This window comes from Neisseria musculi, from assembly GCF_014297595.2.
Classification (GTDB): Bacteria; Pseudomonadota; Gammaproteobacteria; order Burkholderiales; family Neisseriaceae; genus Neisseria; species Neisseria musculi.
The window spans coordinates 1,235,507-1,262,027 of the sequence record NZ_CP060414.2 but is presented as its reverse complement, the minus strand read 5'-3'; the positions used below and the strand labels follow the sequence as shown (position 1 = coordinate 1,262,027).

Annotated in this window: 31 protein-coding genes; 14 read left to right on the top strand and 17 right to left on the bottom strand. The window is 52.8% G+C overall.

Annotated elements, in window-relative coordinates; translation table 11 throughout:
• Nucleotides 1–67 precede the first annotated feature (67 nt).
• The 6 genes from dnaB to H7A79_RS06635 all read left to right on the top strand — a co-directional run bounded on the left by dnaB (nucleotide 68) and on the right by H7A79_RS06635 (nucleotide 5,107).
• Complete coding sequence (dnaB, locus tag H7A79_RS06660) at nucleotides 68–1,477, top strand: replicative DNA helicase (RefSeq protein WP_135037149.1); 1,410 nt, start codon at nucleotides 68–70, stop codon at nucleotides 1,475–1,477.
• A 283-nt stretch (nucleotides 1,478–1,760) separates the two neighbouring features.
• On the top strand, nucleotides 1,761–2,429 hold the full coding sequence (locus H7A79_RS06655) for a GspH/FimT family pseudopilin (RefSeq protein WP_187001454.1): 669 nt from the start codon (nucleotides 1,761–1,763) through the stop codon (nucleotides 2,427–2,429).
• An 85-nt stretch (nucleotides 2,430–2,514) separates the two neighbouring features.
• The gene (gene pilV / locus H7A79_RS06650; RefSeq protein ID WP_194198396.1) at nucleotides 2,515–3,222 is read left to right on the top strand and encodes a type IV pilus modification protein PilV; all 708 of its coding nucleotides are present in this window, start codon (nucleotides 2,515–2,517) and stop codon (nucleotides 3,220–3,222) included.
• Between the two features lie 19 nt (nucleotides 3,223–3,241).
• Entirely contained in the window at nucleotides 3,242–4,144 is a 903-nt protein-coding gene (locus tag H7A79_RS06645; protein ID WP_187001452.1) for a PilW family protein, read from the top strand.
• Entirely contained in the window at nucleotides 4,120–4,638 is a 519-nt protein-coding gene (locus H7A79_RS06640; protein WP_187001451.1) for a pilus assembly PilX family protein, read from the top strand. The genes H7A79_RS06645 and H7A79_RS06640 overlap by 25 nt, the downstream gene beginning before the upstream one ends.
• 7 nt (nucleotides 4,639–4,645) lie before the next feature.
• Nucleotides 4,646–5,107, top strand: coding sequence for a PilX family type IV pilin (locus tag H7A79_RS06635; protein ID WP_135037160.1), 462 nt, complete (start codon nucleotides 4,646–4,648; stop codon nucleotides 5,105–5,107).
• 204 nt (nucleotides 5,108–5,311) lie between these two features.
• On the opposite strand, the gene leuD is transcribed toward H7A79_RS06635, so the two are convergent.
• The 3 genes from leuD to leuC form a co-directional block, all read right to left on the bottom strand.
• Nucleotides 5,312–5,953, bottom strand: coding sequence for a 3-isopropylmalate dehydratase small subunit (gene leuD, locus H7A79_RS06630; RefSeq protein WP_187001450.1), 642 nt, complete (start codon nucleotides 5,951–5,953; stop codon nucleotides 5,312–5,314).
• Between the two features lie 75 nt (nucleotides 5,954–6,028).
• Nucleotides 6,029–6,163 carry an entericidin A/B family lipoprotein gene (locus tag H7A79_RS06625; RefSeq protein WP_135037165.1) on the bottom strand — a complete coding sequence of 45 codons (135 nt, stop codon included), beginning with the start codon at nucleotides 6,161–6,163 and terminating at the stop codon, nucleotides 6,029–6,031.
• Between the two features lie 130 nt (nucleotides 6,164–6,293).
• The gene (gene leuC, locus H7A79_RS06620) at nucleotides 6,294–7,700 is read right to left on the bottom strand and encodes a 3-isopropylmalate dehydratase large subunit (protein WP_187001449.1); all 1,407 of its coding nucleotides are present in this window, start codon (nucleotides 7,698–7,700) and stop codon (nucleotides 6,294–6,296) included.
• Between the two features lie 240 nt (nucleotides 7,701–7,940).
• Here leuC and gshA point away from each other — a divergent pair, with 240 nt between their 5' ends.
• The 3 genes from gshA to H7A79_RS06605 all read left to right on the top strand — a co-directional run bounded on the left by gshA (nucleotide 7,941) and on the right by H7A79_RS06605 (nucleotide 11,347).
• On the top strand, nucleotides 7,941–9,284 hold the full coding sequence (gshA, locus tag H7A79_RS06615; RefSeq protein WP_135036986.1) for a glutamate--cysteine ligase: 1,344 nt from the start codon (nucleotides 7,941–7,943) through the stop codon (nucleotides 9,282–9,284).
• 510 nt (nucleotides 9,285–9,794) lie between these two features.
• A complete protein-coding gene (gene iscX / locus H7A79_RS06610) occupies nucleotides 9,795–9,989 on the top strand; it encodes a Fe-S cluster assembly protein IscX (protein ID WP_135036983.1) in 195 nt (64 codons plus the stop codon).
• A 356-nt stretch (nucleotides 9,990–10,345) separates the two neighbouring features.
• Nucleotides 10,346–11,347 (top strand): asparaginase, encoded by a 1,002-nt coding sequence (locus tag H7A79_RS06605; RefSeq protein ID WP_187001448.1) that lies wholly within the window; start codon nucleotides 10,346–10,348, stop codon nucleotides 11,345–11,347.
• A 237-nt stretch (nucleotides 11,348–11,584) separates the two neighbouring features.
• Here the strand turns inward: H7A79_RS06605 and H7A79_RS06600 are convergent, their stop codons facing one another.
• The 8 genes from H7A79_RS06600 to H7A79_RS06570 all read right to left on the bottom strand — a co-directional run bounded on the left by H7A79_RS06600 (nucleotide 11,585) and on the right by H7A79_RS06570 (nucleotide 15,491).
• Nucleotides 11,585–11,719: a hypothetical protein gene (locus H7A79_RS06600; protein WP_281385024.1), complete on the bottom strand. Its 135-nt coding sequence runs from the start codon at nucleotides 11,717–11,719 to the stop codon at nucleotides 11,585–11,587.
• Nucleotides 11,720–12,005: 286 nt separating this feature from the next.
• Nucleotides 12,006–12,620 carry a glutathione S-transferase family protein gene (locus H7A79_RS06595; protein WP_187001447.1) on the bottom strand — a complete coding sequence of 205 codons (615 nt, stop codon included), beginning with the start codon at nucleotides 12,618–12,620 and terminating at the stop codon, nucleotides 12,006–12,008.
• Nucleotides 12,621–12,663: 43 nt separating this feature from the next.
• The gene (locus tag H7A79_RS06590) at nucleotides 12,664–12,921 is read right to left on the bottom strand and encodes a DUF2789 family protein (protein ID WP_209304857.1); all 258 of its coding nucleotides are present in this window, start codon (nucleotides 12,919–12,921) and stop codon (nucleotides 12,664–12,666) included.
• A gap of 84 nt (nucleotides 12,922–13,005) precedes the next feature.
• The gene (locus H7A79_RS06585; RefSeq protein WP_135036977.1) at nucleotides 13,006–13,542 is read right to left on the bottom strand and encodes an NADPH-dependent FMN reductase; all 537 of its coding nucleotides are present in this window, start codon (nucleotides 13,540–13,542) and stop codon (nucleotides 13,006–13,008) included.
• A 156-nt stretch (nucleotides 13,543–13,698) separates the two neighbouring features.
• Nucleotides 13,699–14,160, bottom strand: a complete 462-nt coding sequence (locus H7A79_RS06580; protein ID WP_353663635.1) for an alpha/beta fold hydrolase — start codon at nucleotides 14,158–14,160, stop codon at nucleotides 13,699–13,701.
• Nucleotides 14,129–14,641, bottom strand: a complete 513-nt coding sequence (locus tag H7A79_RS06575) for an alpha/beta fold hydrolase (protein WP_214646420.1) — start codon at nucleotides 14,639–14,641, stop codon at nucleotides 14,129–14,131. Before H7A79_RS06575 ends, H7A79_RS06580 begins: the two co-directional genes overlap by 32 nt.
• Before the next feature lie 217 nt (nucleotides 14,642–14,858).
• On the bottom strand, nucleotides 14,859–15,023 hold the full coding sequence (locus H7A79_RS15185; protein ID WP_246408102.1) for a cysteine hydrolase family protein: 165 nt from the start codon (nucleotides 15,021–15,023) through the stop codon (nucleotides 14,859–14,861).
• Nucleotides 15,024–15,029: 6 nt separating this feature from the next.
• Complete coding sequence (locus tag H7A79_RS06570) at nucleotides 15,030–15,491, bottom strand: hydrolase (RefSeq protein ID WP_246408101.1); 462 nt, start codon at nucleotides 15,489–15,491, stop codon at nucleotides 15,030–15,032.
• 13 nt (nucleotides 15,492–15,504) lie between these two features.
• Here H7A79_RS06570 and H7A79_RS06565 point away from each other — a divergent pair, with 13 nt between their 5' ends.
• The gene (locus H7A79_RS06565; protein WP_187001446.1) at nucleotides 15,505–15,714 is read left to right on the top strand and encodes a hypothetical protein; all 210 of its coding nucleotides are present in this window, start codon (nucleotides 15,505–15,507) and stop codon (nucleotides 15,712–15,714) included.
• A 40-nt stretch (nucleotides 15,715–15,754) separates the two neighbouring features.
• Here the strand turns inward: H7A79_RS06565 and H7A79_RS06560 are convergent, their stop codons facing one another.
• On the bottom strand, nucleotides 15,755–16,435 hold the full coding sequence (locus H7A79_RS06560; RefSeq protein WP_187001445.1) for a hydrolase: 681 nt from the start codon (nucleotides 16,433–16,435) through the stop codon (nucleotides 15,755–15,757).
• A gap of 157 nt (nucleotides 16,436–16,592) precedes the next feature.
• On the opposite strand from H7A79_RS06560, the gene H7A79_RS06555 reads away from it, so the two are divergent.
• On the top strand, nucleotides 16,593–17,471 hold the full coding sequence (locus tag H7A79_RS06555) for a LysR family transcriptional regulator (RefSeq protein ID WP_187001444.1): 879 nt from the start codon (nucleotides 16,593–16,595) through the stop codon (nucleotides 17,469–17,471).
• 325 nt (nucleotides 17,472–17,796) lie between these two features.
• Nucleotides 17,797–19,395: a peptide chain release factor 3 gene (locus tag H7A79_RS06550; RefSeq protein WP_187001443.1), complete on the top strand. Its 1,599-nt coding sequence runs from the start codon at nucleotides 17,797–17,799 to the stop codon at nucleotides 19,393–19,395.
• Between the two features lie 528 nt (nucleotides 19,396–19,923).
• Here H7A79_RS06550 and H7A79_RS06545 read toward each other — a convergent pair.
• From H7A79_RS06545 to rclC, 4 genes are all read right to left on the bottom strand, one after another.
• Nucleotides 19,924–20,409 carry a NemA protein gene (locus tag H7A79_RS06545; protein ID WP_187001442.1) on the bottom strand — a complete coding sequence of 162 codons (486 nt, stop codon included), beginning with the start codon at nucleotides 20,407–20,409 and terminating at the stop codon, nucleotides 19,924–19,926.
• Between the two features lie 214 nt (nucleotides 20,410–20,623).
• Nucleotides 20,624–21,247, bottom strand: coding sequence for a LysE/ArgO family amino acid transporter (locus tag H7A79_RS06540; RefSeq protein ID WP_187001441.1), 624 nt, complete (start codon nucleotides 21,245–21,247; stop codon nucleotides 20,624–20,626).
• A gap of 585 nt (nucleotides 21,248–21,832) precedes the next feature.
• Nucleotides 21,833–22,168, bottom strand: coding sequence for a carboxymuconolactone decarboxylase family protein (locus H7A79_RS06535; RefSeq protein WP_135037416.1), 336 nt, complete (start codon nucleotides 22,166–22,168; stop codon nucleotides 21,833–21,835).
• Nucleotides 22,169–22,253: 85 nt separating this feature from the next.
• Nucleotides 22,254–22,865 (bottom strand): reactive chlorine resistance membrane protein RclC, encoded by a 612-nt coding sequence (gene rclC / locus H7A79_RS06530; protein ID WP_281385022.1) that lies wholly within the window; start codon nucleotides 22,863–22,865, stop codon nucleotides 22,254–22,256.
• A 421-nt stretch (nucleotides 22,866–23,286) separates the two neighbouring features.
• On the opposite strand from rclC, the gene H7A79_RS06525 reads away from it, so the two are divergent.
• Both H7A79_RS06525 and H7A79_RS06520 read left to right on the top strand, forming a co-directional pair.
• Nucleotides 23,287–23,574 (top strand): hypothetical protein, encoded by a 288-nt coding sequence (locus H7A79_RS06525; protein ID WP_135037421.1) that lies wholly within the window; start codon nucleotides 23,287–23,289, stop codon nucleotides 23,572–23,574.
• A 79-nt stretch (nucleotides 23,575–23,653) separates the two neighbouring features.
• Nucleotides 23,654–23,854, top strand: a complete 201-nt coding sequence (locus H7A79_RS06520) for a hypothetical protein (protein WP_187001440.1) — start codon at nucleotides 23,654–23,656, stop codon at nucleotides 23,852–23,854.
• 314 nt (nucleotides 23,855–24,168) lie between these two features.
• On the opposite strand, the gene H7A79_RS06515 is transcribed toward H7A79_RS06520, so the two are convergent.
• Nucleotides 24,169–26,412 (bottom strand): TonB-dependent receptor, encoded by a 2,244-nt coding sequence (locus H7A79_RS06515; protein ID WP_187001439.1) that lies wholly within the window; start codon nucleotides 26,410–26,412, stop codon nucleotides 24,169–24,171.
• Nucleotides 26,413–26,521: the final 109 nt, after the last annotated feature.

Sequence of the window (26,521 nt, the reverse complement as noted above, 5' to 3'; positions counted from 1 at the left end):
CAGGCCGCTGTGTTTGGGCTTCGGTTATAATAAGCGGCTTTCCCCAATATACACTAAGGCAGATCCCATGAACGATTACATCGATATGATGCCGTCTGAAGACCGTGAAGTGAGCGCATTATCGCTGCCGCCGCATTCTATGGAGGCGGAGCAGTCGGTGTTGGGCGGCCTGCTGCTTGAAAATGCCGCTTGGGATCGAATCGCTGATGTGGTTGCCTCTGAAGATTTCTACCGCCACGAACATCGGCTGATTTTCCGCAGCATCGCCAACCTGATTAACGAAAGCCGTCCTGCTGATGTGATTACCGTGCAGGAGGCTTTGGAGCGCAACGAGGAGCTGGAGGCGGCCGGCGGGTTCAACTATCTGATTACGCTGGCGCAAAATACACCTTCGGCTGCCAATATCCGCCGCTATGCCGAAATTGTGCGGGAGCGTTCGGTTATGCGCCAGCTTGCCGAAGTGGGCACTGAAATCGCCCGCAGCGCCTATAACCCGCAAGGCCGCGATGCCGGGCAGCTTCTCGATGAAGCCGAAAACAAAGTTTTTCAAATCGCCGAGAGCACGGCCAAATCCAAACAGGGCTTTTTAGAAATGCCTGCGCTTTTGAAAGAGGTGGTCGAGCGTATCGATATGCTTTATTCGCGCGATAATCCCGATGAAGTAACCGGCATAGCCACCGGCTTTATTGATTTAGACAAAAAAACCTCAGGTTTACAGCCGGGTGATTTGATTATCGTGGCCGGCCGGCCGTCTATGGGTAAAACCGCGTTTTCCATCAATATTGCCGAACATGTGGCGGTGGAATCCAAACTGCCCGTGGCCGTGTTTTCTATGGAAATGGGCGGCGCACAGTTGGTGATGCGTATGCTCGGATCAGTGGGCAGGCTCGACCAGCACGTTCTCAAAACCGGTCGTTTGGAAGATGAACACTGGAGCCGTCTGAATAATGCGGTGGTCAAACTTTCGGATTCGCCGATATTTATTGATGAAACGCCGGGGCTGACCGCGCTCGAGCTGCGCGCCCGCGCCCGCCGCCTTGCCCGCCAGTTCAACGGCAAACTCGGTTTGATAGTGATCGATTATCTTCAATTGATGGCAGGATCGGGACGCAGCGACAACCGCGCATCAGAGCTGGGCGAAATTTCACGCTCACTCAAGGCTTTGGCCAAAGAGCTGCGGGTGCCGGTTATTGCATTGTCCCAGTTGAGCCGCTCGGTGGAGCAGCGCACCGACAAACGCCCGATGATGTCCGATTTGCGTGAATCGGGGGCCATAGAGCAAGATGCCGACCTGATTATGTTTATGTACCGCGATGAATACTACAACGCAGAAACCCAGCTTAAAGGCTTGGCGGAATGTATCATCGGCAAACACCGCAACGGCCCCACCGGCAGGGTATATCTCACTTTTATCGGCCAGTTTACCAAGTTTGAAAATTCTACCTATGTGCCGGATGCTGCAATGATGGAAGATTGATACAGATTTCCGCGCCAAGCTAAGCGCATTTCATATTTTATTAGGTATGCAGCTACGTTATCGTTTACAATGGACAACGAAAATAAACAAAACTGCCAAAGAGCAGGGCTGGATAAACAGGGGGCATGCCTGTGCAATTGCAGATGAAATGCCCGTGGTTCGGCTGCGGGTGTTTTTTACGGTATTTCCGCGCATGATTGAACCGGTTTTATTTCAGGCCGTCTGAAAACAGACTGAATATTTGATAAAACACATTACCCAAACAACGTCTCCAGGTTTGCTCATGCGTTCAAAATACCAAGGTTTTACCTTAACCGAGCTGTTAATCGTGATTGCCATCGCGGCAATTATGGCCGCAATAGCTTTCCCCAATATGAGTCAATGGATAGCCTCCCGCCGTGCCGCAAGCCAGGCGGAGCAGGTGGCCAATCTTCTGCGCTTCGCACGCAGCGAAGCCGTCCGTTTGAATCTGCCGGTTTATGTTTGCCCCGCCCAAATCAAAGTGGACGGCAATCCTGACAATTACTGCAAAGCCACATATGAAGGCCAAGGCATGGTGGCATTTGCCGATACCGATAAAAACGGCAGTTACACACGCAATACCGATGTTGATCTGCGTACCGTTATTCTAAATGCCAAAGATGAACAGCGAACCCGTTATCAGTTCAATATTTATAGTTTTAGCGGTGCAAAGCAGCCGGGCAGCAATCTCATATGGGCGTTTTATCCTAACGGCACATTCGGCCATGCCGCTAATGCGGGAGCCGGCAGCACATTCAGCATCGGCAGCGGGTTTGTTAAAATTTCCATTACCGATGCTGCAGCAAAAGACGATAGAACCAAAGCTGCACGGGCTTCGATTTTGGTGATAGACAGCGGCGGCAGAGTGCAAAAATGCGACAGCAGCGTAACGGGCACGATTGCCAAATTATGCAAATATAAAGACGAATAAATTTTGCTATTGAAAACGGCAGCCATATGGCAACCAAACCATTTTAGGCCGTCTGAAAGCCCGACTTATACCCAAGATAAAGTAAATGTCAATGAAAAAACAGTGTGGGGAAAATATGCACCGCATCCTATATCCGAACCATTTGAAAACAGATGTTGCCGCCTCGGCGCAGCAGGAATCGGGCCGTCTGAAACAACGCCAAGGCGGCATGACGCTGGTTGAGGTGTTGGTGGCGATGTTTGTATTGGCCGTCGGTGTGCTGGCCTTGCTGGCCACCCAGTTGCGCACCGTATCCGGCGTGCGCGAAGCCGAAAGCCAAACCATTGTTGCCCAAGCCGTGCAGAATTTGATGGAGGGAATGCAGATTAATCCGACTTTGTCGGCAGCATCCGGCGATACCGGTTGGGTGAATAAAAGCTATGATGCCTATATGAAAAACGGAATACAAACCATAAAGGGCAATGTTGCAGGCGGCAACAACCCAGGCGGGGCAAATGCCGGTAATCCGCCCCAATTGACTAAAAGCGAGTTGGTTGATGAGCAAATCCGTAGTTTTGAAAGTGCATTGGGATCGGCTCTGCCCAATGCAGAGGTTCGATATGCCATATGCCGCGGGGTGGACGAGATGGAAATCGACTCAAACGGCAATGTGGATGCAAATTGTAAAAACAGTGGGCCGTTGATGGTTAAAGTGTTGTGGCAGATAGATTCGGAGCAGGCTGATGTTGCTCCTGCCGTAAAAAGCTATAACAGCAATATCGTTTACACTTACCAAGCGCGTGTGCCGGATTAACCCAATCAAAGAACGAAATATGAAAAACAAAAAATATTATCCGCCTATTACGGGTGCGCAAAGCATTAAGGGTTTCAGCCTGATAGAGTTTTTGGTGGCCAGTGCATTAAGCATGATTGTATTGGTGGCAGTGAGCAAAGGTTATTTCACCGCCCGCCAGCTGAATAGTGCTGCCGACAGCCGTATGAATACGCAACAGGATGTGCGCAATGCCGCCAATATGGTGGTGCGTGATGCCCGTATGGCAGGTGGTTTTGGGTGTTTCAATATGGCGGAAAGCAATAGCCGGACCATCCGCGATAATAATACCGCAACATCACAATCAAATGCTTTCAAACTGGATAATACAGCGGGCAATTCAGGGGCGGTAAGAACAATCAATAGGAGCGATTTTAATGCGGCAAATTTTACCGCCACATCGGATGCTTTGGTTTTTCTTTATGGGGCAGATAATCCTGAGAATGGTGATCAGTTGGTGCTCAGTACCTGCGACACTTTGGTTCGGCCGGCAAATAATACCAAACCGGCCAACATCGCAGCAGCAAAAGTTGCATTGGGTTCGGCAACAGCCCGAGACAATGAAATTTCTGTATTGCGTTATGCCGTACATGCCTATGTAACCGGCTCTGTCGGCGGTCAAACAGGTTTATTCCGTTTCCAGTTGAATGGGAACAATACATGGGGCAACCCCCAGCTGTTGGTAAACAGCGTTACAAGTGCAACGTTCAGATATATTTATGTGAATGACTGCCCCGATGGGGAAGGAAACACGGAAAAATTTCAATATTCTAATAGTTTGAATCATATTCCTGCATTTGTCCGTATCAGTTTGACAGGTGGAGCCGGCAATGCCGTGCAAATCTATAATATTGATGCAGCAATAAGGGGAGGAAACACATGCGCCAACCGCAGCCTTTCGTAACTTTTAAACCCAAATCGGCACAACAGGGCTTTTCACTGTTTATTGTATTGATGGTAATGATTGTAGTGGCTTTTTTGGTAGTAAGCGTAACCCAGTCTTATAACACCGAGCAGCGTATCAGCACCAACGATGCAGATCACAAATTTGCTACAGCATTGGCTGAAGCCGCATTGCGGACAGGTGAGAAAAGAATTGCTGACGATGATCTTGATGCAAGCCAGTTCACAGAAGATTGCGAAAACGCTCTGTGTAATGTAGGCACGAATCCTGCTTGGGAGCGCGCTACCTGTGGAAAATCCAAAACCGAATCATGTATAGATAACAGCAGCGGAATATTCGCAGCCAGAGAAGCTGCGCAACCTTCCCGTTATATTATTGAATATATCAGCCAGCAGCCTGACGGTTCGGAAATCTACCGCGTAACGGCTAAAGCATGGGGTAAAAACAGAAACACTGTTGTGATTTTACAGTCTTATGTGGCAGCGGGAAAATAGGGGAAATATGAAATCAAAACAGAAAATACAAGGTTTTACCTTGGTTGAATTGATGGTTGCGGTGGCGATTATCGGCATAATTGCCGGGATAGCTTACCCTTCATATAGCCGCTATATCGAGCGCGGGCATTTAACCGATGCCCAGGCAGAATTGTTGGATATCAATAACAATATTAAAACCGAACGTGTCAGCACTCCGGGGTCATTGTCCAGCCAAACAGATTTGCAAAAAAGAGCTTCAGGGTTGTTTAGGGATCCAGAGCTGGAAGCTCGCTATGAAATCACAGCAGTGATGCCTGATCAAAACAGCCTGCGCTATAACTTGGTGATTACGCCCAAAGCAAATAATGGTTATACCTTGGCATTGTGGATGAACAGTGTCGGTGAGGCTTATCGATGTCAAGATGCCGTTTCTGCACGGGCTCAGAATACAACGGGAAAATGTGAGCAGATTGGCAATAAAAAGTAAAAGCCAAGATTGGAACAGGCCGTCTGAAACATCAGTTTTTCAGACGGCCTGATGCTTCTGTAAAATTCACAAAGCATCACGAAAGCTTATGTCATCATGCGCAATCTTATCACAAGCATCTGATTTTAGGTAAAAAATATCAAGGTTAAGTATGGGTATGGCACACTATTTGAAAACACCAACCTGTGCGTTTTATTTGAACAGTCAAACATGAAACAGCCACGGTTGCGAGGCTTTGCGTTGCTCTTCAAACGCCTTGATTTCATCGGTGTGCTGCAGGGTCAGGCCGATTTCGTCAAGGCCGTTTAACAGGCAGTGTTTGCGGTGTTCGGTAATGTCGAAAGTGAATGTTTGGCCGCTCGGTGTGGTGAGAGTCTGCGTTTCCAAATCAATGGCCAAACGGTAGCCTTCGTTGGCTTCCACTTCTTTAAACAGTTGGTCGACTGCTTCTTCGCCCAGCACAATCGGCAGCAGGCCGTTTTTGTAGCAATTGTTGAAGAAAATGTCGGCAAAGCTGGGAGCGATAACGGCGCGGAAGCCGTAATCATCAAGAGCCCACGGGGCGTGTTCGCGTGATGAACCGCAGCCAAAGTTTTTGCGGGTGAGTAGGATTTGTGCGCCTTGGTAGCGCGGCTGATTGAGCGGAAAATCGGGGTTGAGCGGGCGTTTGCTGTTATCCATGCCCGGCTCGCCGTGGTCGAGATAGCGCCATTCATCAAAAGCATTGGGGCCGAAGCCGCTGCGCTTGATGGATTTTAAAAATTGTTTGGGGATAATGGCATCGGTATCAACATTGGCGCGGTCAAGCGGGGCAACCAATGCGGTAATTTGCGTGAATGCTTTCATGTTCGTACTTTCGGTTTGCAAAACACCCCCGCAGTAACAGCGGTTGCGGGGGTGGAGATATTGGGTGCAATTAAATTAGTGGCCGTGGCGGTCGGCAGTTTGCTCAAGTTTGTCGCCGGCTTTGGATACATCTTTGCCGAAGCCCGATACGGTGTTGCAGGCAGACAATAAAGTCATGGCGGTTAATACGGCCAATACGGTTTTTTTCATGTTTAAGCTCCTAATGGTTTGAAAGTACGGTATGCATTGCTGCATACTGTTATTATCATGCCAAAGTTTGTGCTAAAAAACAATTTCTAAGGCAGGCCGTCTGAAAGTTTTTCAGACGGCCTGTTGTTTTTTACAGACGGCGTACATCGGTGAAACAGCCGGTAACTGCGGCAGCGGCGGCCATTGCCGGGCTGACCAAGTGGGTGCGCCCGCCGTTGCCTTGGCGGCCTTCGAAGTTGCGGTTGGAAGTGGAGGCGCAACGTTCCTGTGGTGCGAGGCGGTCGGCGTTCATGGCCAGGCACATCGAGCAGCCCGGTTCGCGCCATTCGAAGCCGGCTTCGGTGAAGATTTTGTCCAAGCCTTCGCGCTCGGCCTGATTTTTTACCAAGCCCGAACCCGGCACCACCAATACGCGGCGGATATTGGCGGCTTTACGGCGGCCTTTGGCTATGGCAGCGGCTTCGCGCAAATCTTCAATGCGGCTGTTGGTGCAGGAACCGATAAACACCACATCCACGGGAATTTGGTTTAACGGAGTGTCGGCGGCCAGCCCCATGTATTCCAACGCGCGCTCCATGCCGCTGCGTTTGACCGGGTCGGCTTCATCGGCGGGGTTGGGTACTCTGCCGTTGATGTCGAGCACCATTTCCGGCGAGGTGCCCCAAGTAACCTGCGGTTCGATATCGGCAGCATCAAACTCGTAAACCGTGTCGAAAACCGCGCCTTCATCGGAAACCAGCGTTTTCCAGTAGGCAGCGGCTTTTTCCCAATCTTCGCCTTTGGGAGCGAGCGGCCTGCCTTTCACATAATCGATGGTGGTTTGATCCACAGCCACGATGCCGCTGCGCGCGCCGGCCTCGATAGCCATATTGCACAAGGTCATGCGGCCTTCCATCGAGAGGCTGCGGACAGCTTCGCCGCCGAATTCGACCGCATGGCCGGTGCCGCCGGCGGTGCCGATTCGGCCGATAATGTATAAAGCCATGTCTTTGGCGGCAACGCCGGGTTTCAGACGGCCGTTTACTTTAATCAGCATGGTTTTGGATTTTTTGGCGGTGATACACTGGGTGGCCATGGTGTGTTCGACTTCGGAGGTGCCGATGCCGTGCGCCAGCGCGCCGAATGCGCCGTGGGTGGAGGTGTGGGAGTCGCCGCAAACCACGGTCATGCCGGGCAAGGTGGCGCCCTGCTCGGGCCCCATCACGTGCACGATGCCCTGAGCCTTGTTTCTAAAAGGAAAATAGGCAAGTGCACCGAATTCTTTGATGTTGTTGTCTAAAGTATCGACCTGCAGTTTGGAGATGGGATCTTTGATGCCTTCGTCCCAATGGTCGGTGGGGGTGTTGTGGTCGGCCGTGGAAACCACGCTGTCGATGCGCCACAACTTGCGGCCGGCCATTTTGAGCCCCTCGAAAGCCTGAGGGCTGGTAACTTCGTGTACCAGATGGCGGTCGATATATAACAGAACGGTGCCGTCTTCTTCTTCGCGGACGATATGGCTGTTCCAAAGTTTGTCATAAAGGGTTTGCGGTTTCATGGTTTGTGCTTTGGTTATCACAGAAAAATATCGGCGTGATGGTAGCGATTTGTGCGGCAGAATGCAAGCAAAATGTCTAAAAAATGCTTTTTATATTTTATTTTGAATTTTATTGATAATTTTTTAGACATATTGTCTTATTTTGGCTGTGTATTAACTGCAATAATTTTTTGGTGCTTGTATAGGCCGTCTGAAAAACCTATCATGCGGGGGTGAGCAATTTTTGATACAGGTAAAAATATGTCGCTGCCCGTAATGTCTGGTGCCTATCTGGCGCAACTTCAAGAATTTGAACGGACCATTTTAAACCACCAAACCAAAATCGAGGCTTGGTTCCGCCAACGGTGGGCGCAGCACAAGCCGCCGTTTTACGGTTCGGTCGATATCCGCAATGCCGGCTATAAAATGGCTTCTATCGATATGAATCTGTTTCCGGGGGGCTTCAATAATCTCAATCCGGCCTTCACCCAGTTGGCGGCACACGCCGCGCAGGACGCGGTAGAGCGCGCCTGCCCGCAGGCGAAATCGGTGTTGATTGTGCCCGAAAACCATACCCGCAACACTTTTTATCTGCAAAATGCGTATGCCTTGAGCACCATTCTGCGCACGGCGGGGTTTGAGGTGCGCTTGGGCAGCCTCAACCCCGAGATTACTGAGGCGGCAGAGTTTGAAACCGCATTGGGCGATAAAATCCTGCTCGAACCGTTGCTGCGCACCAGGGAGAGGGTGCACCTGGCAGACGGATTCTCGCCCTGCCTGGTGTTGCTGAACAATGATTTGTCGGCCGGCGTGCCGGAAATTTTGCAGGGCATCGCGCAAACCGTGCTGCCGCCGCTGCACGGAGGCTGGACGACCCGCCGTAAAACCGCCCACTTTGCCGCCTACAATCAAGTGGCAGCCGAATTTGCCGAACTGCTGGGCATAGACGTGTGGCACATCAACCCTTATTTCGAGCAGATCGGCGGTTTGGATTTTCAAGAACGCGAAGGTGAAGACGCGCTGGCCGAAGCAGTGGAGCGGATGCTGGCGAAAATCCAGGCCAAATACGATGAAAAAGGCATTACCGACAAGCCTTTTGTGATTGTGAAAGCCGATGCGGGCACATACGGCATGGGTGTGATGAGCGTGAAATCGGCCGATGAAGTGCGCGGGTTAAACCGTAAAAACCGCAATAAAATGGCCAAAATCAAAGAAGGCTTGCAAGTGAGCGAAGTGATTGTGCAGGAAGGCATCTACACTTATGAAATACTTGACGGCGCAGTTTCCGAGCCGGTGGTGTATATGATGGACCGTTTCGTGATCGGCGGTTTTTTCCGCGTGCACGAAGGGCGCGCCAACGATGAAAACCTCAACGCGGGCGGCATGGTGTTTGTGCCGCTGAACCAGGCGATTCCGGTGGCGGGCGCGGAAGAGGGCAGCGAAGAGCGCTGCAAACGCGTGTTCGCCCAATGGGATTCGCTGGGCGTACCGCAAACCAATGCCGCCAACCCCGATTGCGGGTGCAACCGCCTGTATGTTTACGGCGTGATGGCGCGCCTGTCGCTGCTGGCCGCTTCGCTGGAGTTAGAGCAGACGGCAGGGTAATTCAGCCTTGCCATAGGCAAAACCGGCATTGCCGGCGGCACTCTGCTTGTTTGGCCGCCGTATGCTGTCTGTTCAAATTGCGGTAACGGTTGTTCTGATCGCCGTTGAACCGCAGGAGACATGCCGGACACAAGCCCTGCCGGCATAGTGCAGATGGTTGTTTCTGCTGTTCAGTTTGCGGCGGCGGGTTTTCAGACGGCCTTTGGAAAAATCTGCCCTGTGCAGCGGATAATGCTACACTCCGCCAAACAAACTGCCGCAGAATATGGACATTTCCATTAGGGCATGGCCGGGTTCGCCGTATGATTCTGCACTGCCTGCGGCTTAACCTACTCAAAATGTGCGCATTCACTGTCGGCAACACAGAACACAACACAGAATTAAGCCCTGCCCGGGGGACGGAGAAAACGGGTTGGGCCGACCGCTGAAGCGGCAACGGGGCATCGGTATTGCCTCTTGGTTGTGTTGCGCTGTTTTGCGTTGCTGCATGAATCAAAAAAGGAAAACACGATGAAATGGACCGACACCCAACGCATCGCAGAAGAACTTTATGACGGTTATCCCGATATCGACCCGAAAACCATCCGGTTTACCCGGTTGCGCGAGCTGATTCTCAGCCTGCCGGATTTCAACGATGATCCTGCCCGCAGCGGCGAAAAAATCCTCGAAGCCGTGCAGCAGGCTTGGATACGGGAAGCAGAATAGGCAGCATACGGCTGCTTTAACCGTCTGAAAAAACAGGGCGGTATTTTCAGACGGCCTGCTGCGCCAACCCGGTAAAACCGCTGTTTATATTGAATCGTGAACCCGCTTTGTTTCCGTTAAAGCATTGTGGCACGGCCTGAAGAAAACGGTTTTGCAAACCGCCAAAACGGCAACAGAATCGGCTCTGTATTGCCTGCAGTTTGCCGCCCTGTGTCGAAAATCAAATGGATTCACTATAGCGGGCTTGTGCCATAGCGGATTAAACTGAAACGGACACCGCGCATCTGCCGCCTGCGCCGTATGCGGTTTGGGGACTGCCCCGTTTTCCTATTCAACCTACACCGGAAACAGAAAATATGCACACCTTACCCTCCATTTTCGTACTCTACACCGGCGGCACCATCGGCATGAGCCAAAGCAGGCAAGGCCTGCGCCCGGATGCCGCGCTGGCAGGCAAAGCCCTGCTGCCGTTTGCCGGCCGCTTCCGTTTTGATTGGCATTTATGCGACCCGCTGATTGATTCCTCGGCGGTTACGCTTGCCGACTGGCAAAGCTGGCTGCAACTGGTGGCGGAAAAAATCCCGCAATACAACGGCGTGCTGGTGCTGCACGGCACCGACACATTGGCCTACGCCGCCAATCTGTTTGCACTCGCCCTGCAGGGGTTGGACAAACCTGTGGTGCTGACCGGCTCGCAGCTGCCCTACGATGCAGAAAACAGTGATGCCCCGCTGAACCTTGCCACCGCCGTGACCGCTTTCGAGCTGGATCTGCGCGAAACCGTGATTGCCTTTAACGGCAAACTGTTTCCCGCCGTGGGCAGCAGCAAAACCAGCACCGAAAGCGCGGAAGGTTTCAGCAACCCGCATTTCGGCACACTGGCGCAATGGTCGCCCGAACAAGGCTGGGATAATGTGCGCATCAGGCCGTCTGAAAAAACAGGGCAGGCTTTGCAGGTGCGCCCGCTGAACCCGCAGGCCAAAGTGATCTGCACCACGCTGATTCCCGGTTTTGCTGCACAAGCCTGTTCAGACGGCCTCGACCGCAGCGGGGCAGACGCTGTGGTATTGCAAAGCTACGGCCACGGCAATGCCCCGGCAGATGCCGGTTTCATCGATGCCGTGCGGCGGTTTACCGCAAAAGGCGGCCTGTTGCTGAACATCAGCCAAGTGCCGCAAGGCAACGCCGCCGCCGTTTATGCGCAGGGCAGCGCGCTGCGGGGCGCGGGCGTGGTGAACGGCGGCAAAGCCAACTTGGAAACCGCCGCCGTGCTGCTCACGCTGGCTGTCGGCAGCGGTTGGACTGCCGGCCGGCTGCAGCAGGAGCTGCTTGATTTGGGCTTGGTGGAAGAAGCATAAGGCAACCGCCTGCCGCACAGGGCCGGCGCGGGAAGGCGCAGGGTCTGTTTCTTTATGGCAAACGGCTTTGGTTTTTTGCCAGAATGATGGTTTCGTGATTTTGGAGCATTCTCAAGAACGATGCGGATTCGCCGTGCCTTTCGGCATTCTTGACAACCCTCAAAAATCCCAAAATGGGTCTGCATGTAAAAAAAACGGAACGTGTAAACAACGCTGGAATTTCCTACACCTAAGGCTTCAGGCCGTCTGAAAAGGGTTTAAGACGGCCTGAAGTTTGCCTGTGGTGGAAGTGGGGCGGGTATTCGGGTTTTCCGACAGGCGCGGGTAAACGGATAGACGGGTTTGGTTGAAACCCGTTTGCAACGGTCTCATTGAGAGTTTATGGGATTGGAAATAAAGCAATTTCCCGCGTTGATGGCTTGGGCGGGCTTCGGTGTGCAGCTAGGCAGTACCGCCGTTAAAAAAGCAGCTTGCAGTTTTTATTTCCGGCAATTGCACCGAAACGCCGCCATAGCGGCGGCGTTTCGGTATGCGGTGGCGCAGTATGGGTGAAACGGATCGGCAGGGAGATTTTACGGTGGTTCCAATCCTATTTTTCCAACCCTATTTTCAGACAGGCATTTTCAGATATCCGCCCTTGCAGCTGAAAACGGCGGCATCAGGCTTTTTGCGCCTGCATCACATACTGCACGGCTTGGTCGGCCGTCATGCGTTCCATAAATTTTGCAATTTCGGGGTATTCGCGCCAGCTTTTCGGCAGGTTTTCCGTCCAGCGCACCATCACAAATGCGTAGGCATCGGCAATGCTGCGGCGGCCTTGGTACACATAGCCCCCGCCGGCGGCCAGCAGGTTTTCCAGGTGCAGCATGGCGCGGTCGATGCGGGCATAGGCCGATTCTTTCACCGCTTTCAATGCCGCCTCGCTTTCATCGGTGGTGTAACGGTAGGGCATGAAAAACGGCCAGAAGGCGGGGTGCAGGTCGCTGGCGAGAAAAGACATGGTTTCGTTCAGCTCGAACGCGTTTTCCAAGCCTTCGTTGCTGCCGAGCCGGCTTTCGGGGTGGGAGTCGGCAATATATTGCAAAATGGCGGCGGCCTGGGTCATCGTGCGTTTGCCGCCGATGTCGAGCGCGGGTACGGCGGCCAGTGGGTTGATGCGTTTGTATTCTTCTGAAGCATAGTCGGCGCGCACCGCTTCATAGTCGGCACCGGCCCATTCTAAGGCAATCCAGCAGGCCAGTGCGCAGGTGCCGGGGGCATAGTAGAGTTTCATGGGGTTTCCTTTCGGTGGTTGGGGGATACAGGGTTTGAGCAGATTAACCGCGCAGGGCTTCGCTGAGCTGGTCGATCAATATATTGAACGGCGGCTCGTCCAGTTGGCGCTGCTCTTGCAAAAACTGCGCTTGCGCGGTGTTCCAAAACGGCGCATCGGACAGTGAAACCGACTCAGGCAGCGGGCGGTGCCGCATGATAAAGCCGGCAATCTCCTGCGGTTCGGCAGGCAGCCCCAATTGCAGAAACAGGTCGGTGAAGCCGGCGCATTGTTCGATAAATTCGGGCGGGTGGGCAGGCACGGCGGCTCCTTTCTAAAGTTGTAAAGATTGGGCGGATAGGCCGTCTGAAAGCCTGTCAACCGGCTTTCAGACGGCCTGTTGTTTTTATTGCGCTGCCCAGGCGTAAAAGGTGGCGGCGAATTGGTTTAAAAACTGCGCGGTGCGCTCATCGGCTACCTTGCCGTTTTCCAGCGCGGCGTTGGCGCGGCTGAGAAACACTTCGGGTGCGATTAGCACGTCTGCTCCCAGCGGTTGCAGGCTTTGGCGGATTTGCAGGCCGCTGTTGATGCCGCCGTAGCCGCCGGGCGAGGCGGTAACGACAGCGGCTTTTTTGCCTGCCCAAACGCTTTGGCCGAACGGGCGCGAGGCAATATCGATAATGTTTTTCACGGCGGCAGGCATGGCGCGGTTGTGTTCGGGGCTGACGATTAACACGGCATCGGCGGCTTTGAGCTGTGCGCGCACGCGATCGTAGGCCGGCACGCTTTCGGCATCGAGATCTTGCGTGTAGAGCGGCAGATCGCCGATCTGCACTTCTTCGACTGCCACGCCGGCGGGTGCCTGCGCGGCAATATGTTCGGCCACGGCGCGGTTGATAGACTGTTTGCTCAGGCTGCCGACAATCAGGGCGATTTGGGTCATGGGGAGTGTCCTTGACGATTCAACGGAAAGGTATCATTGTGTTTCCTGTGGCAGGAAAAGGCAAGTTTTGGCTTGAGGTACGGCAGCAGGCCGTCTGAAATCTGTTTTTCAGACGGCCTGACCGTATCATGCCGGTCTGTTCTCAAGCGGTTGGCTTCAATTTTGGATAAATGCCAGCAAATCGGGATTGATCACTTCAGGATTAATGGTGAGCATTCCGTGGGAGTAGCCCGGATACACTTTTAATGTACTGTTTTGCAGTAGTTGTGCCGACCGTTTTCCCGAAATTTCAAATGGGACGACTTGGTCACCGCTGCCGTGCATCACCAACACGGGTACGGTAATTTTTTTCAAATCTTCGGTAAAGTCGGTTTGGGAAAATGCCGCGATGCCGTCGTAGTGGGCTTTTGCTGCCCCCATCATGCCTTGCTGCCACCAGTTTTGGATAACCGGTTCGGACACTTTTGCGTCCGGGCGGTTAAAGCCGTAGAAAGGGCCGGCGGGAACATCATAGTAAAACTGGGCGCGGTTGGCCAACAGCTGTTTTTGGAAGTCATCGAATAATGCTTTGGGCAGCCCTTCAGGATTATTTTCTGTCTGCACCATTAAAGGCGGCACGGCACTTACCAACACGGCTTTTGATACACGGCTTTTGATACACGGCTTTTGATACACGGCTTTTGATACACGGCTTTTGATACACGGCTTTTGATACACGGCTTTTGATACACGGCTTTTGATACACGGCTTTTGATACACGGCTTTCGCCGTGGCGGGCGATATAGCGCACCACCTCTCCGCCGCCTGTGGAATGCCCGATATGCACGGCTTTTTGAATGCCCAAGTGTTCGACTACCGCCGCCGCATCATCGGCATAGTGATCCATATCGTGCCCGTCCCACACTTGGCTTGAGCGGCCGTGTCCGCGGCGGTCATGGGCGATAACGCGGTAGCCTTTGGCAACGAAATAGGGCAGTTGTGCGTCCCAATCATCGGAACTGAGCGGCCAGCCGTGATGAAAAAATAATACTTCTGCATCTTTCGGCCCCCAATCTTTATAGAAAATCTGAACGCCGTCCCGAGTGGTTACAAAACTCATTTTGATATTCCTTGTGAATATGTTTAAAAAACAGATGTTTGTGCCATATCTGCAAAAGCCGCTGTGCAAACCTTGCTGTGCAAACCTTAGAGAGGAATGTCGGGTAAAGGTTTTGGCCGGCTTATGGTTTTTTGAGATTCTTACCAATATTATCAATTTATTAACTGTCAAAACGGTAACAGGCCGTCTGAAAAGTTTTCAGACGGCCTTAATGCGTTTATTTACCCTGAGTGAGCGTGTTGAAGCTAGTGATCAGGTTGCGGTAGTCGGGGATGTGGTTGCCGAACAGCGCGCCCAAGCCTTCGATGTCGTTGCGCCAGTCGCGGTGCAGCTCGCAGGCGGCGCCGAACCAGGTCATCAGCTGCACGCCGGCTTGGCTCATGCGGTCCTACGCAGCATCGCGGGTCATGGTGTTGAAGGTGCCGGAAGCATCGGTAATCACAAACACATCATAGCCTTCTTCGATGGCGGAAAGCGCTGGGAAGGCCACGCACACTTCGGTTACCACGCCGGCGATGATGAGCTGTTTTTTGCCGGTGGCTTTGACGGCTTTCACAAAATCTTCGTTGTCCCAGGCGTTGATGTTGCCGGGGCGGGCGATGTAGGGCGCATCGGGAAAGATTTCTTTCAATTCGGGCACCAGCGGGCCGTTGGGGCCGTTTTCAAAGCTGGTGGTGAGAATGGTGGGCAGGCCGAAATATTTGGCCAAATCGGCGGTGGCCAGCACGTTGTTTTTGAACTTGTCGGGTTCGATATCGCGCACCAGCGAGAGCAGGCCGGTTTGGTGGTCGACCAGCAGCATGGCGGCATCGTTTTTGTCGAGGCGGATATAGGGTTTTTTGTTTGCCATTAAAGTTTCCTTTTTGAGGTTGGGGTTGGAATTTTCAGACGGCCTGTTGTCCGAACACTGGCCGGTGAGCCGTCTGAAAGGGGAAAAATACATTAATACATTATGTGCGCCGCAATCGGGCTGCACACCGCCGCACTCTGCCCGGCAGGCCGGGCTTGGGGCTGCGCCGGTGGGTTTTCAGACGGCCTTTTCCCAATATCGACCGGTGAGCCGTCTGAAATAGAAAGCAGGCCGTCTGAAAACGTGATCGATTAAAAAATCAATCAGGCGCGCTCGGAATCCAATTGCTCGCCATCGTGCTCCACTTGGCGGGCTTTGATGTAGCTTTCAATCAGCAGCGCGTATTCGGGGAACACGGCTTCATAGGCTTTTGCCCATTCGGCAGCGTCGGGGCGGTTCCAGGTTTGCTGGATTTCGGAGCACACGGCGGCGGTGTCCATCGGCACGGCTCCTGCCTGCACGATGCGCGCCAGCGTGATTTCCTGCGCCATTTTGCTGTAGGTGCCGGAAGCATCGACCACGCAGAACACCTGATAGCCCTCGGCAATCGCGGAGATGGCGGGGAAGGCCATGCACACGCTGGTAATAGTGCCGGCGATGATGAGTTGCTTTTTGCCGGTAGCTTTCACGGCGGCCACGAAATCGGGGTTGTCCCAAGAGTTAATCTGGCCTTTGCGGGCAACGTATTGCGCATGCGGCGCGGCTTCGTGGATTTCGGGAATCAAGGGGCCGTTGGGGCCTTGCGGCACCGAAGCGGTGGTAATTACCGGCATTTTGGCCAAAGCCGCCACTTTCGCCAGCGTAACGGCGTTGGCGCGCAGCTCGCGCACGTTCAAATCGCGCACGGTGTTAAACAGGCCGCTTTGGTGGTCGATTAACAGCATCGCGGCGTTGGCGGGATCGATTTTCGGCGCGGCGCCGTTGAAGTTTGCGGGTTGGCTCATTACAGTTTCCTTATTGAGTGTTTATTCGAAAACATCGTGTTGACAGGGCGCATTATAGATATGCATAATTTTGCAACAAGATACAAAAATCAAACTTTAAGTTGCAAAAACAGAACAGAAAAAAGGAAAAAACCGGCAAACATGGGTAAGAAACAAGATGGGTAATGTGGATTTAAACGATATCCGCCTGTTTGTGGCGGTGGTGCAGGCGGGCAGTTTCAGCAAGGCGGCGGATTTGGCGAATATTCCCAAGTCGCGCCTGAGCCGCCGCATCAGCCGTTTGGAGGCCGGCTTGGGCACGGCATTGATGGACAGAAGCAGACGGGGTGTATTGCTCAACGAAGTGGGTGAGCAGTTTTACCTGCGCGCGCAGCAGATGATGCAGGCGGCCGAAGCGGCGGTCAACGGCGTGCAGGGCAGGCTTGACACGCCGGGTGGGCTGCTGCGGATATCGGTTTCCACAGAAGTGGGGCGCGGTTTTCTGATGCTGCATCTGGCCGAATATATGCGCCGCTATCCCGATGTGGTGCTGGAAGTTGAAATCAACAATAAAAAAGTGAATATGATTCAAGACGGCATCGATATTTCCCTGCGCTTGAGCCTGCCCGAAGACGGCAACGTTGTCGCCCGCAAACTCACCGACATCGAGCTGGGGCTGTTTGCCGCAGAAAGCTACCTGCAACGCGCCGGCTGCCCCGAAAGCCCGCACGAGCTGCACGGGCATACGCTGTTAAACAAATATGACGGCCCCGAATGGCGGTTTGTCTGCAGACAGCACTGCGTGCATATTCAGGGCAGCTGCAAACTCAGCAGCAACGATGCCAACCTGCTCGGGCAGATGGTTTCAGACGGCATCGGCATCGCGCTTCTGCCCTGTTTCGACAATATGCTGCGCAGCGGCGGCTGGGTGCGGTTGCTGCCGCAATGGAGGGTCGATACCGTGCCGCTGTATCTGGTGTATTACAAAAACCGGGGCTCCACCCCCAATGTGGCCAGCATGGTGGATTTTCTGCTGGAAAAATCCGGCAGGCGCTGAGCGGGAAGCGCGGGGCATGCGCTCCGATGCCTAGCTTGTTTCGGTTTACATGTTGAAAAAACAAGCATTTTTTTATACAATCCCGCGCCTTGCCCCGTTAATCGGCCTACTGTATGGCAGGCCGTCTGAAAATTTTCAGACGGCCTCGAGGTTTTTTGCAAAGCAGAGTATTGAATATCTGCATTGTTTTCCGGTTAAGCGGTTGCGGCGGGAGCAGATATTTTGAAAGCTGCTGCGTCTGTGCCGGCTTTGCTGCTGTTTCTGTGCGGCAGTTTGAGGCTGCATCTCTAAACAGAAACCGTTTATTTATCATTGAAGAGAAACCATGTCGAATATTCCACAAGAAGTGTGCCGCCGCCGCACCTTCGCCATCATTTCCCACCCCGATGCCGGCAAAACCACGCTCACCGAAAAACTGCTGCTGTTTTCGGGCGCGATTCAGAGCGCGGGAACGGTGAAGGGCAAGAAAAGCGGCAAATTCGCCACTTCCGACTGGATGGAAATCGAAAAGCAGCGCGGCATTTCGGTGGCTTCATCGGTGATGCAGTTCGATTACCGCAGCCACACCGTCAATCTGCTCGACACCCCCGGCCACCAAGACTTTTCGGAAGACACCTACCGCGTGTTAACGGCGGTGGACAGCGCCTTGATGGTGATTGACGCGGCCAAAGGCGTGGAAGCGCAAACGATCAAACTGCTCAACGTCTGCCGCCTGCGCAACACGCCCATCGTTACCTTTATGAACAAATACGACCGCGAAGTGCGCGATTCGCTGGAATTGCTCGATGAAGTGGAAAGCATTTTGAAAATCCGCTGCGCGCCCGTTACCTGGCCGATCGGCATGGGCAAAAATTTCAAAGGCGTGTATCACATTCTGAACGATGAAATTTATCTCTTCGAGGCCGGCGGCGAGCGGCTGCCGCACGAGTTCGACATCATCAAAGGCATAGCCAATCCGGTTTTGGCCGAACGCTTTCCGCTGGAAATCAAACAATTGCGCGATGAAATCGAATTGGTGCAGGCTGCCTCGAACGGGTTTGATTTGGAAGCATTTCTGGCGGGCGGGCTCACGCCGGTGTTTTTCGGCTCGGCGATCAACAATTTCGGCATCCAAGAGATTTTAAATTCCCTTATCGACTGGGCGCCCGCCCCGAAAGCGCGCGATGCCACCGTGCGCACGGTGCAGCCGTCTGAAGAGAAGTTTTCAGGCTTTGTGTTTAAAATCCAAGCGAATATGGACCCGAAACACCGTGACCGCATCGCCTTTCTGCGCGTGTGTTCCGGCAAATTCGAGCGCGGTATGAAAATGAAGCATCTGCGCATCAACCGCGAAATTTCCGCCTCCAGCGTGGTTACGTTTATGTCGCACGACCGCGAGCTGGTGGAAGAAGCCTATGCAGGCGATATTATCGGCATTCCCAACCACGGCAATATCCAAATCGGCGACAGTTTTTCGGAAGGCGAGCAGCTTTCGTTTACCGGCATTCCGTTTTTCGCGCCCGAGCTGTTCCGCAGCGTGCGCATTAAAAACCCGCTGAAAATCAAACAACTGCAAAAAGGCTTGCAGCAGCTCGGCGAAGAGGGCGCGGTGCAGGTGTTCAAACCGCATAACGGCGGCGATTTGGTTTTGGGCGCGGTGGGCGTGTTGCAGTTTGAGGTGGTAACTTCGCGGCTGGCCGCCGAATACGGTGTGGAAGCGGTGTTTGACAACGCCCCGATTTGGTCGGCGCGCTGGGTGTCGTGCAGCGACAGGAAAAAGCTGGCCGAATTTGAAAAAGCCAATGCGGTGAATTTGTCGGTGGACGCAGGCGGCAATCTGGCCTATCTCGCGCCCAACCGCGTGAACCTGGGCTTAACGCAGGAGCGTTGGCCGGATATCGTGTTCCATGAAACGCGTGAGCACTCGGCGAATCTGAACGCTTGAGTTTGACAGACAAACGTGTTTCAGGCCGTCTGAAAATCATGTTTTCAGACGGCCTGAAACTTTTGCAAAACCCGGAAACACCACAAAAAGTTTGTTTTCCGTCATTTTTCTGCCGGCAGAAATCTAAGGCCGCCGGCGGTAACAGGGCAGGCTTCTTATCGTCTGCACTGCCGGCGGTCTGCGGCTTGGTGCCGAAAATAAAGGCGTCCGCGATAATAACGGGATTTGGGCATTTTCAGACGGCTTTAAGGTGGAAAAGGTTGCGGGATATATGGAAAACCAATGGGGATTGGGCAAAAGATTCAGGCCGTCTGAAAACGTTTTTCAGACGGCCTGAAGCCGTGCAGCCCGCAGACTCCCTGAGTTTCCGTTGCAATATTGCCTTTTGGCTTGGCGCACGGTTCCGCCGGCCGGCAAGCGGTAACAGGGCAGGCTCCGTGTTGCCTGCACTTGCGGCCTGCCGCCTGAAATATCGGGCAGAATGAATCAAATCCGCGCCTGCGCCGGCGGTTCGGTAAAAGCCGCCGGTTAATATTTCGCGTTCACCAGCCGGCCGTTTTTGAAAATCTGCTGCTGCATCACGTTGCCGTTGTAGGCATAGGTGGTCAGTGCGCCGTTTTCGGGGTGGGCGCGGAAATCCATCAGCCGGCTGCGGGGCAGGGTGTAGGGGTCGGTGCGTTTTTGGTTGTTGTCGCTGTAAAAATCCTGCACGATGTATTCGTTGCTGCGCCTGCCGACCAGTTGGCGGTGAAAGCCGCCTTTAACCGGTTGGTTGCGGGCGTTGCCTTGTGCATCGAAATAGGTAACGGTTTGTTCTTCCACCACGTTTGTGCCGTCTTTGTTGCCGCTGGTGCGGGTGCGGTCCAGCCCTACGGGAATATTGATAGACGTGCCCAAGCCGACATGGCGGCCTATGCCGGTACCCACCCCCACGCCCACCGACATACCGGGCGTGCCTACGGTGCAGGCGCTCAAGGTGGCGGCGAGGGTGGTGGCAAACAGAATGTGTTTCATGGTTTGATCCTTTCATAAACCGGTTAATACCGCAGGCGGCTGAACGGCAGCCAGTATATCGGGTTCTGCCCGGCGGGGTTGTTAGGGTTGGTAAAGCACGGCGCACAGCATGCCGTTTAATCCATTTATTATATTGTTTTTATATGGTTTTTTATATTTCAAGGCCGTCTGAACATATTGATTTAGACGGCCTTTGACGGGTTGCTTTGCCGTATCAAAACAACAGAGCCAGGGCTTGCTGCAGCAAATTCCATGCCAGATAAAACATCATCAGGGCAATCAGACCCTCGAGAACCTGCCACACGCGTTCGCGGCGGAACAGCGGCAGCAGCAGGCGTGCGCCGAAACCTATCGAAACAAACCAACATGCCGAGGCAGTTAGCGAGCCGAGCAGAAACAGCATTTTGCCTGTTTGATTGAAAGACGAGGCGGCTCCGCCGATTAACACCACCGTGTCGATATATACATGGGGGTTGAGCAGGGTGAGCGCGAGTGTGGTGGTTGCGGTTTTCAGCGAGGAAGCAGCTGCGGCATCGGTGTTTACTGCCAAATGCCCGCCGCCCTGCCAAGCGCGTTTGGCGTTTATCGCGCCATAGGCCAGCAGAAACAGGCTGCCGGCCAGTGCTAACAGTGCCGAGGCGGCGGGGTTGCCGGCAAGCAGGGCGGCGGTACCGAATATGCCCAGCGCAATCAGCACTACATCGCACAGCCAACACAGCAACACAACCAAGCCTATATGTTGTTTGAGCAAGCCTTGTTTTAAAACAAAGGCATTTTGTGCACCGATGGCGGCAATCAGGCCGCCGGTAATCATCAGGCCGGTGAAAAAAGGCTGCATAAAAGCTTGTCGTAAAGGTGGGAAAGGGGCGTTATTATCGCTGGAATGCTGCCGGTTAGCTATCGCCCATTTGGGGTGCAGGGCAGCAATCAGGCAGTAAGTGCGGGAGTACGGCAAAACCGTAGAGAAAATTGAGCGGGCCCGCTGTATTGGTAATCAGAGAAAAGCAAAAGTGCTGCTTTGATTGTCCCGGTCAATGCGGTGAAGTCGATTTGCTGCATTTGGATAGCTGCTGCATGGCGTGTTATAGGTGTGCTGAATGAGCATCAAAAGCAGAAGTAGTGGTATGAACGCGCACCCAAACACCTCTTAAGACGGTGGATATGGTGCTTTTTGGAGACAGCCCGATCCGGCAGGAGTGTAAAAGGGAGTATTGGGATGCGGTTTTACCGCCTCTCAGAGAGGGAGATCTTTATCGTTGGTCGGGATGCTGTAAGGTTTATATCCTTATTGTAAATAAAAAACCACACCGGATAAGCAATTGTCCGGCTGCTTCTCCGGTGTGGTTTTACATTTTTTGCCGCAGCCCGGCAGTGTGCGGTGACTGTAAAATCGGGAGGCACTGTCTGCCGGCTTGGGGCAGTGTCATCTTTGGTTCTCTACTGCTTCCAGTGCACGCAGTGCATATGTATAGGCAGCACCTGCATTGAGTGAAATAGCCATTGCCAACGCTCCGGCAATCTCGCTTTCGGTTGCCCCGGCTTTTACAGCTTTTTCGGCATGCACACTGATGCAACTCTCGCAGCGCGTGGTAATGGCGACTGCTATTGCAATCAGTTCGCGGGTTTTTTCGTCTAAAGCCTCTGCCGCCGCTGCTTGCTCCAATGCTCCATAAGCCTGGAGCATTTTTGGATGTTTCTTACCTAAGCTTGCAAAAGACTGTTTGACAAAAGCAGTGTGTTCGGGCCAATCTTTAAACATATTTTTCCTTTCAGTAGTGAGTTGAAAACGATAAAGACGCTTTCAGGCGGATTTATCGTTTTTAGAACTTACAGCGTAGGCAGGCCTAAGCGAACGCTGCTTTTTTGTTGTTTAGGATTGCGCGTGCAGAATCTATCATGGCAATGAAGCCTGCTGCAAGCATCATAATGTCTTTCAATACCAAACGGCCTGCACCGGAAAGGTAAGGAAAGCCGGTATGCGCATCTGCACCATGTACCCATGTTTCAGGCGTGAAAATCAAAAAAGTGTAAGTAATAAAAGGGGTGAGAAAACAGAGTGTCGCGCCGATAAAGCCTATACGCGGATTGATATAGTGCGCCATAATCATAAAGGCAAATACCAGCTCCACTACGCCTAAACCGTTGGAATAGCCGTAGGTGTTGTTGGCCAAATGCCATGCGCGATTGGCCTCGTTCAATACCCCTTCATGATTCATATATTGAACATAATTCAGGGGATCGTTATACAGCCACGACATAAAGGGACTGTTGGCAACAAACGGTACGATACTATCGGCTTCATATGGAATAAATTTCAGCCAGCCTATCCAGGCAAATACGACAAAGATGGAAAAACGGCAGAGAAAAACACCGAGTTTATCGGCATGTGCGATTTTTTCCAGAAGCTTGTGAAACGGACTCATTGTAATACTCCTTAAGCTAAGGTTGTTGAACATATTGTATTGTTGTTGGAAAATGTAGGTGATTCCAGCCTTTTATCGAAACAGGCATAAAAATTTAGTAAACGGGTAGGTTAGGGTTGGTGTAATTTTTATTGCCGTAAAAATTCTATACGGCATTACTGTTTCCTTATCGGACGGCGGCCGAGTTTAACTGATTGGTTGCAGGAATTGTTACGCACATCGAATAGATAACTTATTGCTCTGTCAAAGCTTATGTTTTCTATATCATCTAGATATTTAAAATTTCAAGATATATTATCATGTGAATATAAGAATAATAGCATTATAGAATCAAAATTTCTTCTATTACTATTATATATATATTATAGGCCGTCTGAAAACTGGCGGCTTCCGGTTTGTTTGCGGCAGGGTTTATAATTGCGCCTTTATTTTTTCAGACGGCCGCATTTAAAAAATGAATAAAGAATTGCTCGGCATTGTTTTTCTGCCCGCCGGCGTCATCAGCATGTGCATGGCGGCATTGTGGCAGATGTATGTGGTGATCACCGAAAGCTACATGCTTAACCGCTTCAAAGACAAGCAATTGGTGTGGGTAGTGGCCGTGCTGTTTTTCAGCTTCAGCACTGCCGTTTACTGGTTTTGCCCGAATGCGCGCAAAAAAGGCATATTGTTTCTGCTGCTGGGTGCGGGCGGCGCGGTGATGTATGGCTTGGCCAGAATATGGCTGCCGTTCGGCAAATAAGCAAACCGAACGGGCCGTTTTAAAATACGTCAGGGCGTCTGAAAGTTTCAGACGGCCTGAAGATATCGAAAATCAGGGCATGGTTGTATTTTTCTTTTTGCCCGAAGCTCCGTTTCAGGGTTTTGACGCTTATCAAATATTCCTGAAGGCAGGGCGGTGTTACGTGAAGCTTGGACACGCCTGCCATCGCGATGCCGCTGTTTCTATTTCGGCAGAGATAAAAACTGCCGGCATGAAAGTGCAGACCAAACAAACTTTTCCAACCCGCCGGGCGGTCTGAAAATATCAGGCCGTCTGAAACTTTCAGACGGCCTGAGGATATCGAAAATCAGGCATGGTTGTATTTTTCTTTTTGCCGGAAGCTCTGTTTTAGGGTTTTGACGCTTATCAAATATGCCTGAAGGCAGGGCGGTGTTGCGTGAAGCTTGGACACGCCTGCCATCGCGATGCCGCTGTTTCTATTTCGGCGGAAATAAAAACTGCCGGTATGAAAGTGCAGGCAAAACAAACTTTTCCAACCCGCCGAGCCGTCTGAAAATATATCAGGCCGTTTGAAAGTTTCAGACGGCCTGTGTCGGTGATGTGTTAATCCGGTTAAAACTCCAGTTCGGCTTTCAGCCAATAAGTGCGCGGCATACCGAGCACGGCGAAGCTGCGGTCGTATTGGCCGCGCTGCACCTGCCAGTAGTTTTTGTTGAACAGATTTTCTACCGCGCTGCTCACCGTTAGGGTGTTTTTGCCGCCCAGCTTGGTTTTGTAGCGCGCGCCCACATCCACTAGGGTGTAAGAGGGGAAGGCGTAAGCCTTGTCGGTGCGCTGGTAGGATTTGCCGAAATGTTGCACATTGCTGCTTAAGGTCAGCCCTTTAACAAACGGCGTATCCCATTCGACACCGGCTTTGGCAATCACATTGGGGTTGGCAACCTGCACGCCGTTGGCGAATGTTTCGGCGTAGGTGGGATAATCTTTTACGCGGGATTGCAGATACATGATGCCGAAACTCGGACGCAGGGTTTGGTTCAGCAGGTTGGCGTAAGTGCTGAATTCCACACCGCGGTTGCGTTCGGTACCGCGCGGTTTGCCGGCCAGGCGGTTGGCGATATAGGCAGCGGAATTGGTGCGGTAATAGCCGGGCCGGGTGATCTGGAAGGCATTGAGCGTGGTAACAAAATCACCCCAGTTTTTGCGTACGCCTACCTCAAACTGGCGGCTGACGCGCGGGTCGGACATGCCCGCATCGCCTGTTGCGGTGTCGGTGGTGACGGCTCCGGGCTCCAAATCTTCCATATAGTTGCCGTAAACCACAAAATCGGGAGAAGGCACCCAGGCGGCCATGGCCATGGGGCTGAAGCGGGAGGCGTCTGCGCTGCTTCCTTCTCTTTTATCTGTTTGATCAATCATTTGATAGCGGCCGCCTAAAGTCAGGCGGTATTTGTTGCCGAAAAAGCCCAAGGTATCCGATAACGCCAGGCTGTTTACCTTGACATTGGTATCCAGGCTGGTGTTCATCGCTGTGGGGATAACCGGCCGGTAGGCCGCCAGCTGCTCTTCAATACTGGTTGCGCCGTAAGGTGTGATCACGCGGCTGCTGTTTGCGGCACTTTGCGCGCTTTGCAGCGTGGTGCGGTTGCGGATAATGCGGTCGAATGCGGCATTCCAGTTGTGGCTGACCGGCCCGGTTTCAAATTCGCCGCGCGCGGCCAGATTCATGCTGAGGGTGCGGAAATATTGGCCGGTTATGCGGGCGCGGCCGGTGGTGTATTGCGTGCCGTCACAATTGTTTCCGCTTTGCGGGCGGGTGGTGGTGGCGGTGGCGCAGGCCGTTGGCGAAACCAGCGTGCCGTAATAACGCGCTTTGTTATAACCGATGCCGCCGCTGATTTGTATCGGTGCGTCAAGATCATATTCAAACGTCAGCATATTGGTTTGGCCGGTGGTGTTTTGCCGGTTCCAACCCGGTAAGAGGTTGGTTTTGCCGTCCGGCGCGTCAAACAAACGGCCGTTTGCGCTTTGGATATCCTGAATACGGGCGCGGCCGCCTTCGGCTTTGCGCTTGGAGTAAATGGAGTCAAACGCCACACGCAGTTTGTCGCCACGGTAATCGGCATTGAGCGCAAATTCTTTATTGTCTTCGCTGTAACCGTTGCGCGGGGTGTCGCCGTGGCGCAGCTTGCCGTTTGCACGCACGCCGAACTGTTTGTTTTCACCGAAACGCTGCCCCAAGTCGAATGTACCTTGGGCGCGGCTGTCGCTGAAGTAGCCCGCGCCGATTTTGCGGTTGCCTTCATCTGCGGCTTTTTTGGTTTCGATATTGACGGCGCCGGATACCGCGCCTTCCGGATCCATGCCGGTAATGGCGGTGGATGCGCCTTTAATCAGTTGCGCCGAAGCCACCTGTACGCTGGAGGTGCCTTGCGTGCCGTACATACCGGCCAGGCCGTTTACGCTGAATTGGCGTGCATCTAACTGATAGCCGCGGAAATACAGGCCGGTGAGCGTATTGCTTTCGCCGCCGAACTGCCATGTGGAGGCATCGTGTTTGGCGATGGCATCCACCAACGTGCGCGCTTCGGTGTTATTGAGGGCTTTTTCATCGTAATTCACCACGGTAACCGGCGCGGTGAAGGCGTTGGCCTTGCCGAGCAGACCCAAGTTCACGCGGTCGCGCAGATCGCCGTCGCTGGCGATAGAATAAGATTTGGCTGCCTTGCCTTTCACTGTTACGGTGCCGATTTCTGTATTTTCAACAACGGCAGGCACAGCCGGTGTGTCGGCATAAGCCCATGCCTGAAAAACCAGCAGGGGCAGCAGGGCGGTTTTATATGTTTGTTTTTTCATAAATATCCTCTGTTATGGTTTAGGTTGAAGTTGAGCTGAAACATCAATTTTAAGAATTTTAAGAATTATTTTTACTTGCATTAATTTAGAGTATTATAATTTGAATTTA

What these genes read in the sequence shown, in the direction of transcription:
- dnaB (WP_135037149.1), top strand. Translation starts at nt 68, where the DNA reads ATGAACGATTACATCGATATGATGCCGTCTGAAGACCGTGAAGTGAGC.
- H7A79_RS06655 (WP_187001454.1), top strand. Translation starts at nt 1,761, where the DNA reads ATGCGTTCAAAATACCAAGGTTTTACCTTAACCGAGCTGTTAATCGTG.
- pilV (WP_194198396.1), top strand. Translation starts at nt 2,515, where the DNA reads ATGTCAATGAAAAAACAGTGTGGGGAAAATATGCACCGCATCCTATAT.
- H7A79_RS06645 (WP_187001452.1), top strand. Translation starts at nt 3,242, where the DNA reads ATGAAAAACAAAAAATATTATCCGCCTATTACGGGTGCGCAAAGCATT.
- H7A79_RS06640 (WP_187001451.1), top strand. Translation starts at nt 4,120, where the DNA reads ATGCGCCAACCGCAGCCTTTCGTAACTTTTAAACCCAAATCGGCACAA.
- H7A79_RS06635 (WP_135037160.1), top strand. Translation starts at nt 4,646, where the DNA reads ATGAAATCAAAACAGAAAATACAAGGTTTTACCTTGGTTGAATTGATG.
- leuD (WP_187001450.1), bottom strand. Translation starts at nt 5,953, where the DNA reads ATGAAAGCATTCACGCAAATTACCGCATTGGTTGCCCCGCTTGACCGC.
- H7A79_RS06625 (WP_135037165.1), bottom strand. Translation starts at nt 6,163, where the DNA reads ATGAAAAAAACCGTATTGGCCGTATTAACCGCCATGACTTTATTGTCT.
- leuC (WP_187001449.1), bottom strand. Translation starts at nt 7,700, where the DNA reads ATGAAACCGCAAACCCTTTATGACAAACTTTGGAACAGCCATATCGTC.
- gshA (WP_135036986.1), top strand. Translation starts at nt 7,941, where the DNA reads ATGTCGCTGCCCGTAATGTCTGGTGCCTATCTGGCGCAACTTCAAGAA.
- iscX (WP_135036983.1), top strand. Translation starts at nt 9,795, where the DNA reads ATGAAATGGACCGACACCCAACGCATCGCAGAAGAACTTTATGACGGT.
- H7A79_RS06605 (WP_187001448.1), top strand. Translation starts at nt 10,346, where the DNA reads ATGCACACCTTACCCTCCATTTTCGTACTCTACACCGGCGGCACCATC.
- H7A79_RS06600 (WP_281385024.1), bottom strand. Translation starts at nt 11,719, where the DNA reads ATGAGACCGTTGCAAACGGGTTTCAACCAAACCCGTCTATCCGTTTAC.
- H7A79_RS06595 (WP_187001447.1), bottom strand. Translation starts at nt 12,620, where the DNA reads ATGAAACTCTACTATGCCCCCGGCACCTGCGCACTGGCCTGCTGGATT.
- H7A79_RS06585 (WP_135036977.1), bottom strand. Translation starts at nt 13,542, where the DNA reads ATGACCCAAATCGCCCTGATTGTCGGCAGCCTGAGCAAACAGTCTATC.
- H7A79_RS06575 (WP_214646420.1), bottom strand. Translation starts at nt 14,641, where the DNA reads ATGAGTTTTGTAACCACTCGGGACGGCGTTCAGATTTTCTATAAAGAT.
- H7A79_RS15185 (WP_246408102.1), bottom strand. Translation starts at nt 15,023, where the DNA reads ATGAGCCAAGCCGGCGTGCAGCTGATGACCTGGTTCGGCGCCGCCTGC.
- H7A79_RS06570 (WP_246408101.1), bottom strand. Translation starts at nt 15,491, where the DNA reads ATGGCAAACAAAAAACCCTATATCCGCCTCGACAAAAACGATGCCGCC.
- H7A79_RS06560 (WP_187001445.1), bottom strand. Translation starts at nt 16,435, where the DNA reads ATGAGCCAACCCGCAAACTTCAACGGCGCCGCGCCGAAAATCGATCCC.
- H7A79_RS06555 (WP_187001444.1), top strand. Translation starts at nt 16,593, where the DNA reads ATGGGTAATGTGGATTTAAACGATATCCGCCTGTTTGTGGCGGTGGTG.
- H7A79_RS06550 (WP_187001443.1), top strand. Translation starts at nt 17,797, where the DNA reads ATGTCGAATATTCCACAAGAAGTGTGCCGCCGCCGCACCTTCGCCATC.
- H7A79_RS06545 (WP_187001442.1), bottom strand. Translation starts at nt 20,409, where the DNA reads ATGAAACACATTCTGTTTGCCACCACCCTCGCCGCCACCTTGAGCGCC.
- H7A79_RS06540 (WP_187001441.1), bottom strand. Translation starts at nt 21,247, where the DNA reads ATGCAGCCTTTTTTCACCGGCCTGATGATTACCGGCGGCCTGATTGCC.
- H7A79_RS06535 (WP_135037416.1), bottom strand. Translation starts at nt 22,168, where the DNA reads ATGTTTAAAGATTGGCCCGAACACACTGCTTTTGTCAAACAGTCTTTT.
- rclC (WP_281385022.1), bottom strand. Translation starts at nt 22,865, where the DNA reads ATGTTCAACAACCTTAGCTTAAGGAGTATTACAATGAGTCCGTTTCAC.
- H7A79_RS06525 (WP_135037421.1), top strand. Translation starts at nt 23,287, where the DNA reads ATGAATAAAGAATTGCTCGGCATTGTTTTTCTGCCCGCCGGCGTCATC.
- H7A79_RS06520 (WP_187001440.1), top strand. Translation starts at nt 23,654, where the DNA reads ATGGTTGTATTTTTCTTTTTGCCCGAAGCTCCGTTTCAGGGTTTTGAC.
- H7A79_RS06515 (WP_187001439.1), bottom strand. Translation starts at nt 26,412, where the DNA reads ATGAAAAAACAAACATATAAAACCGCCCTGCTGCCCCTGCTGGTTTTT.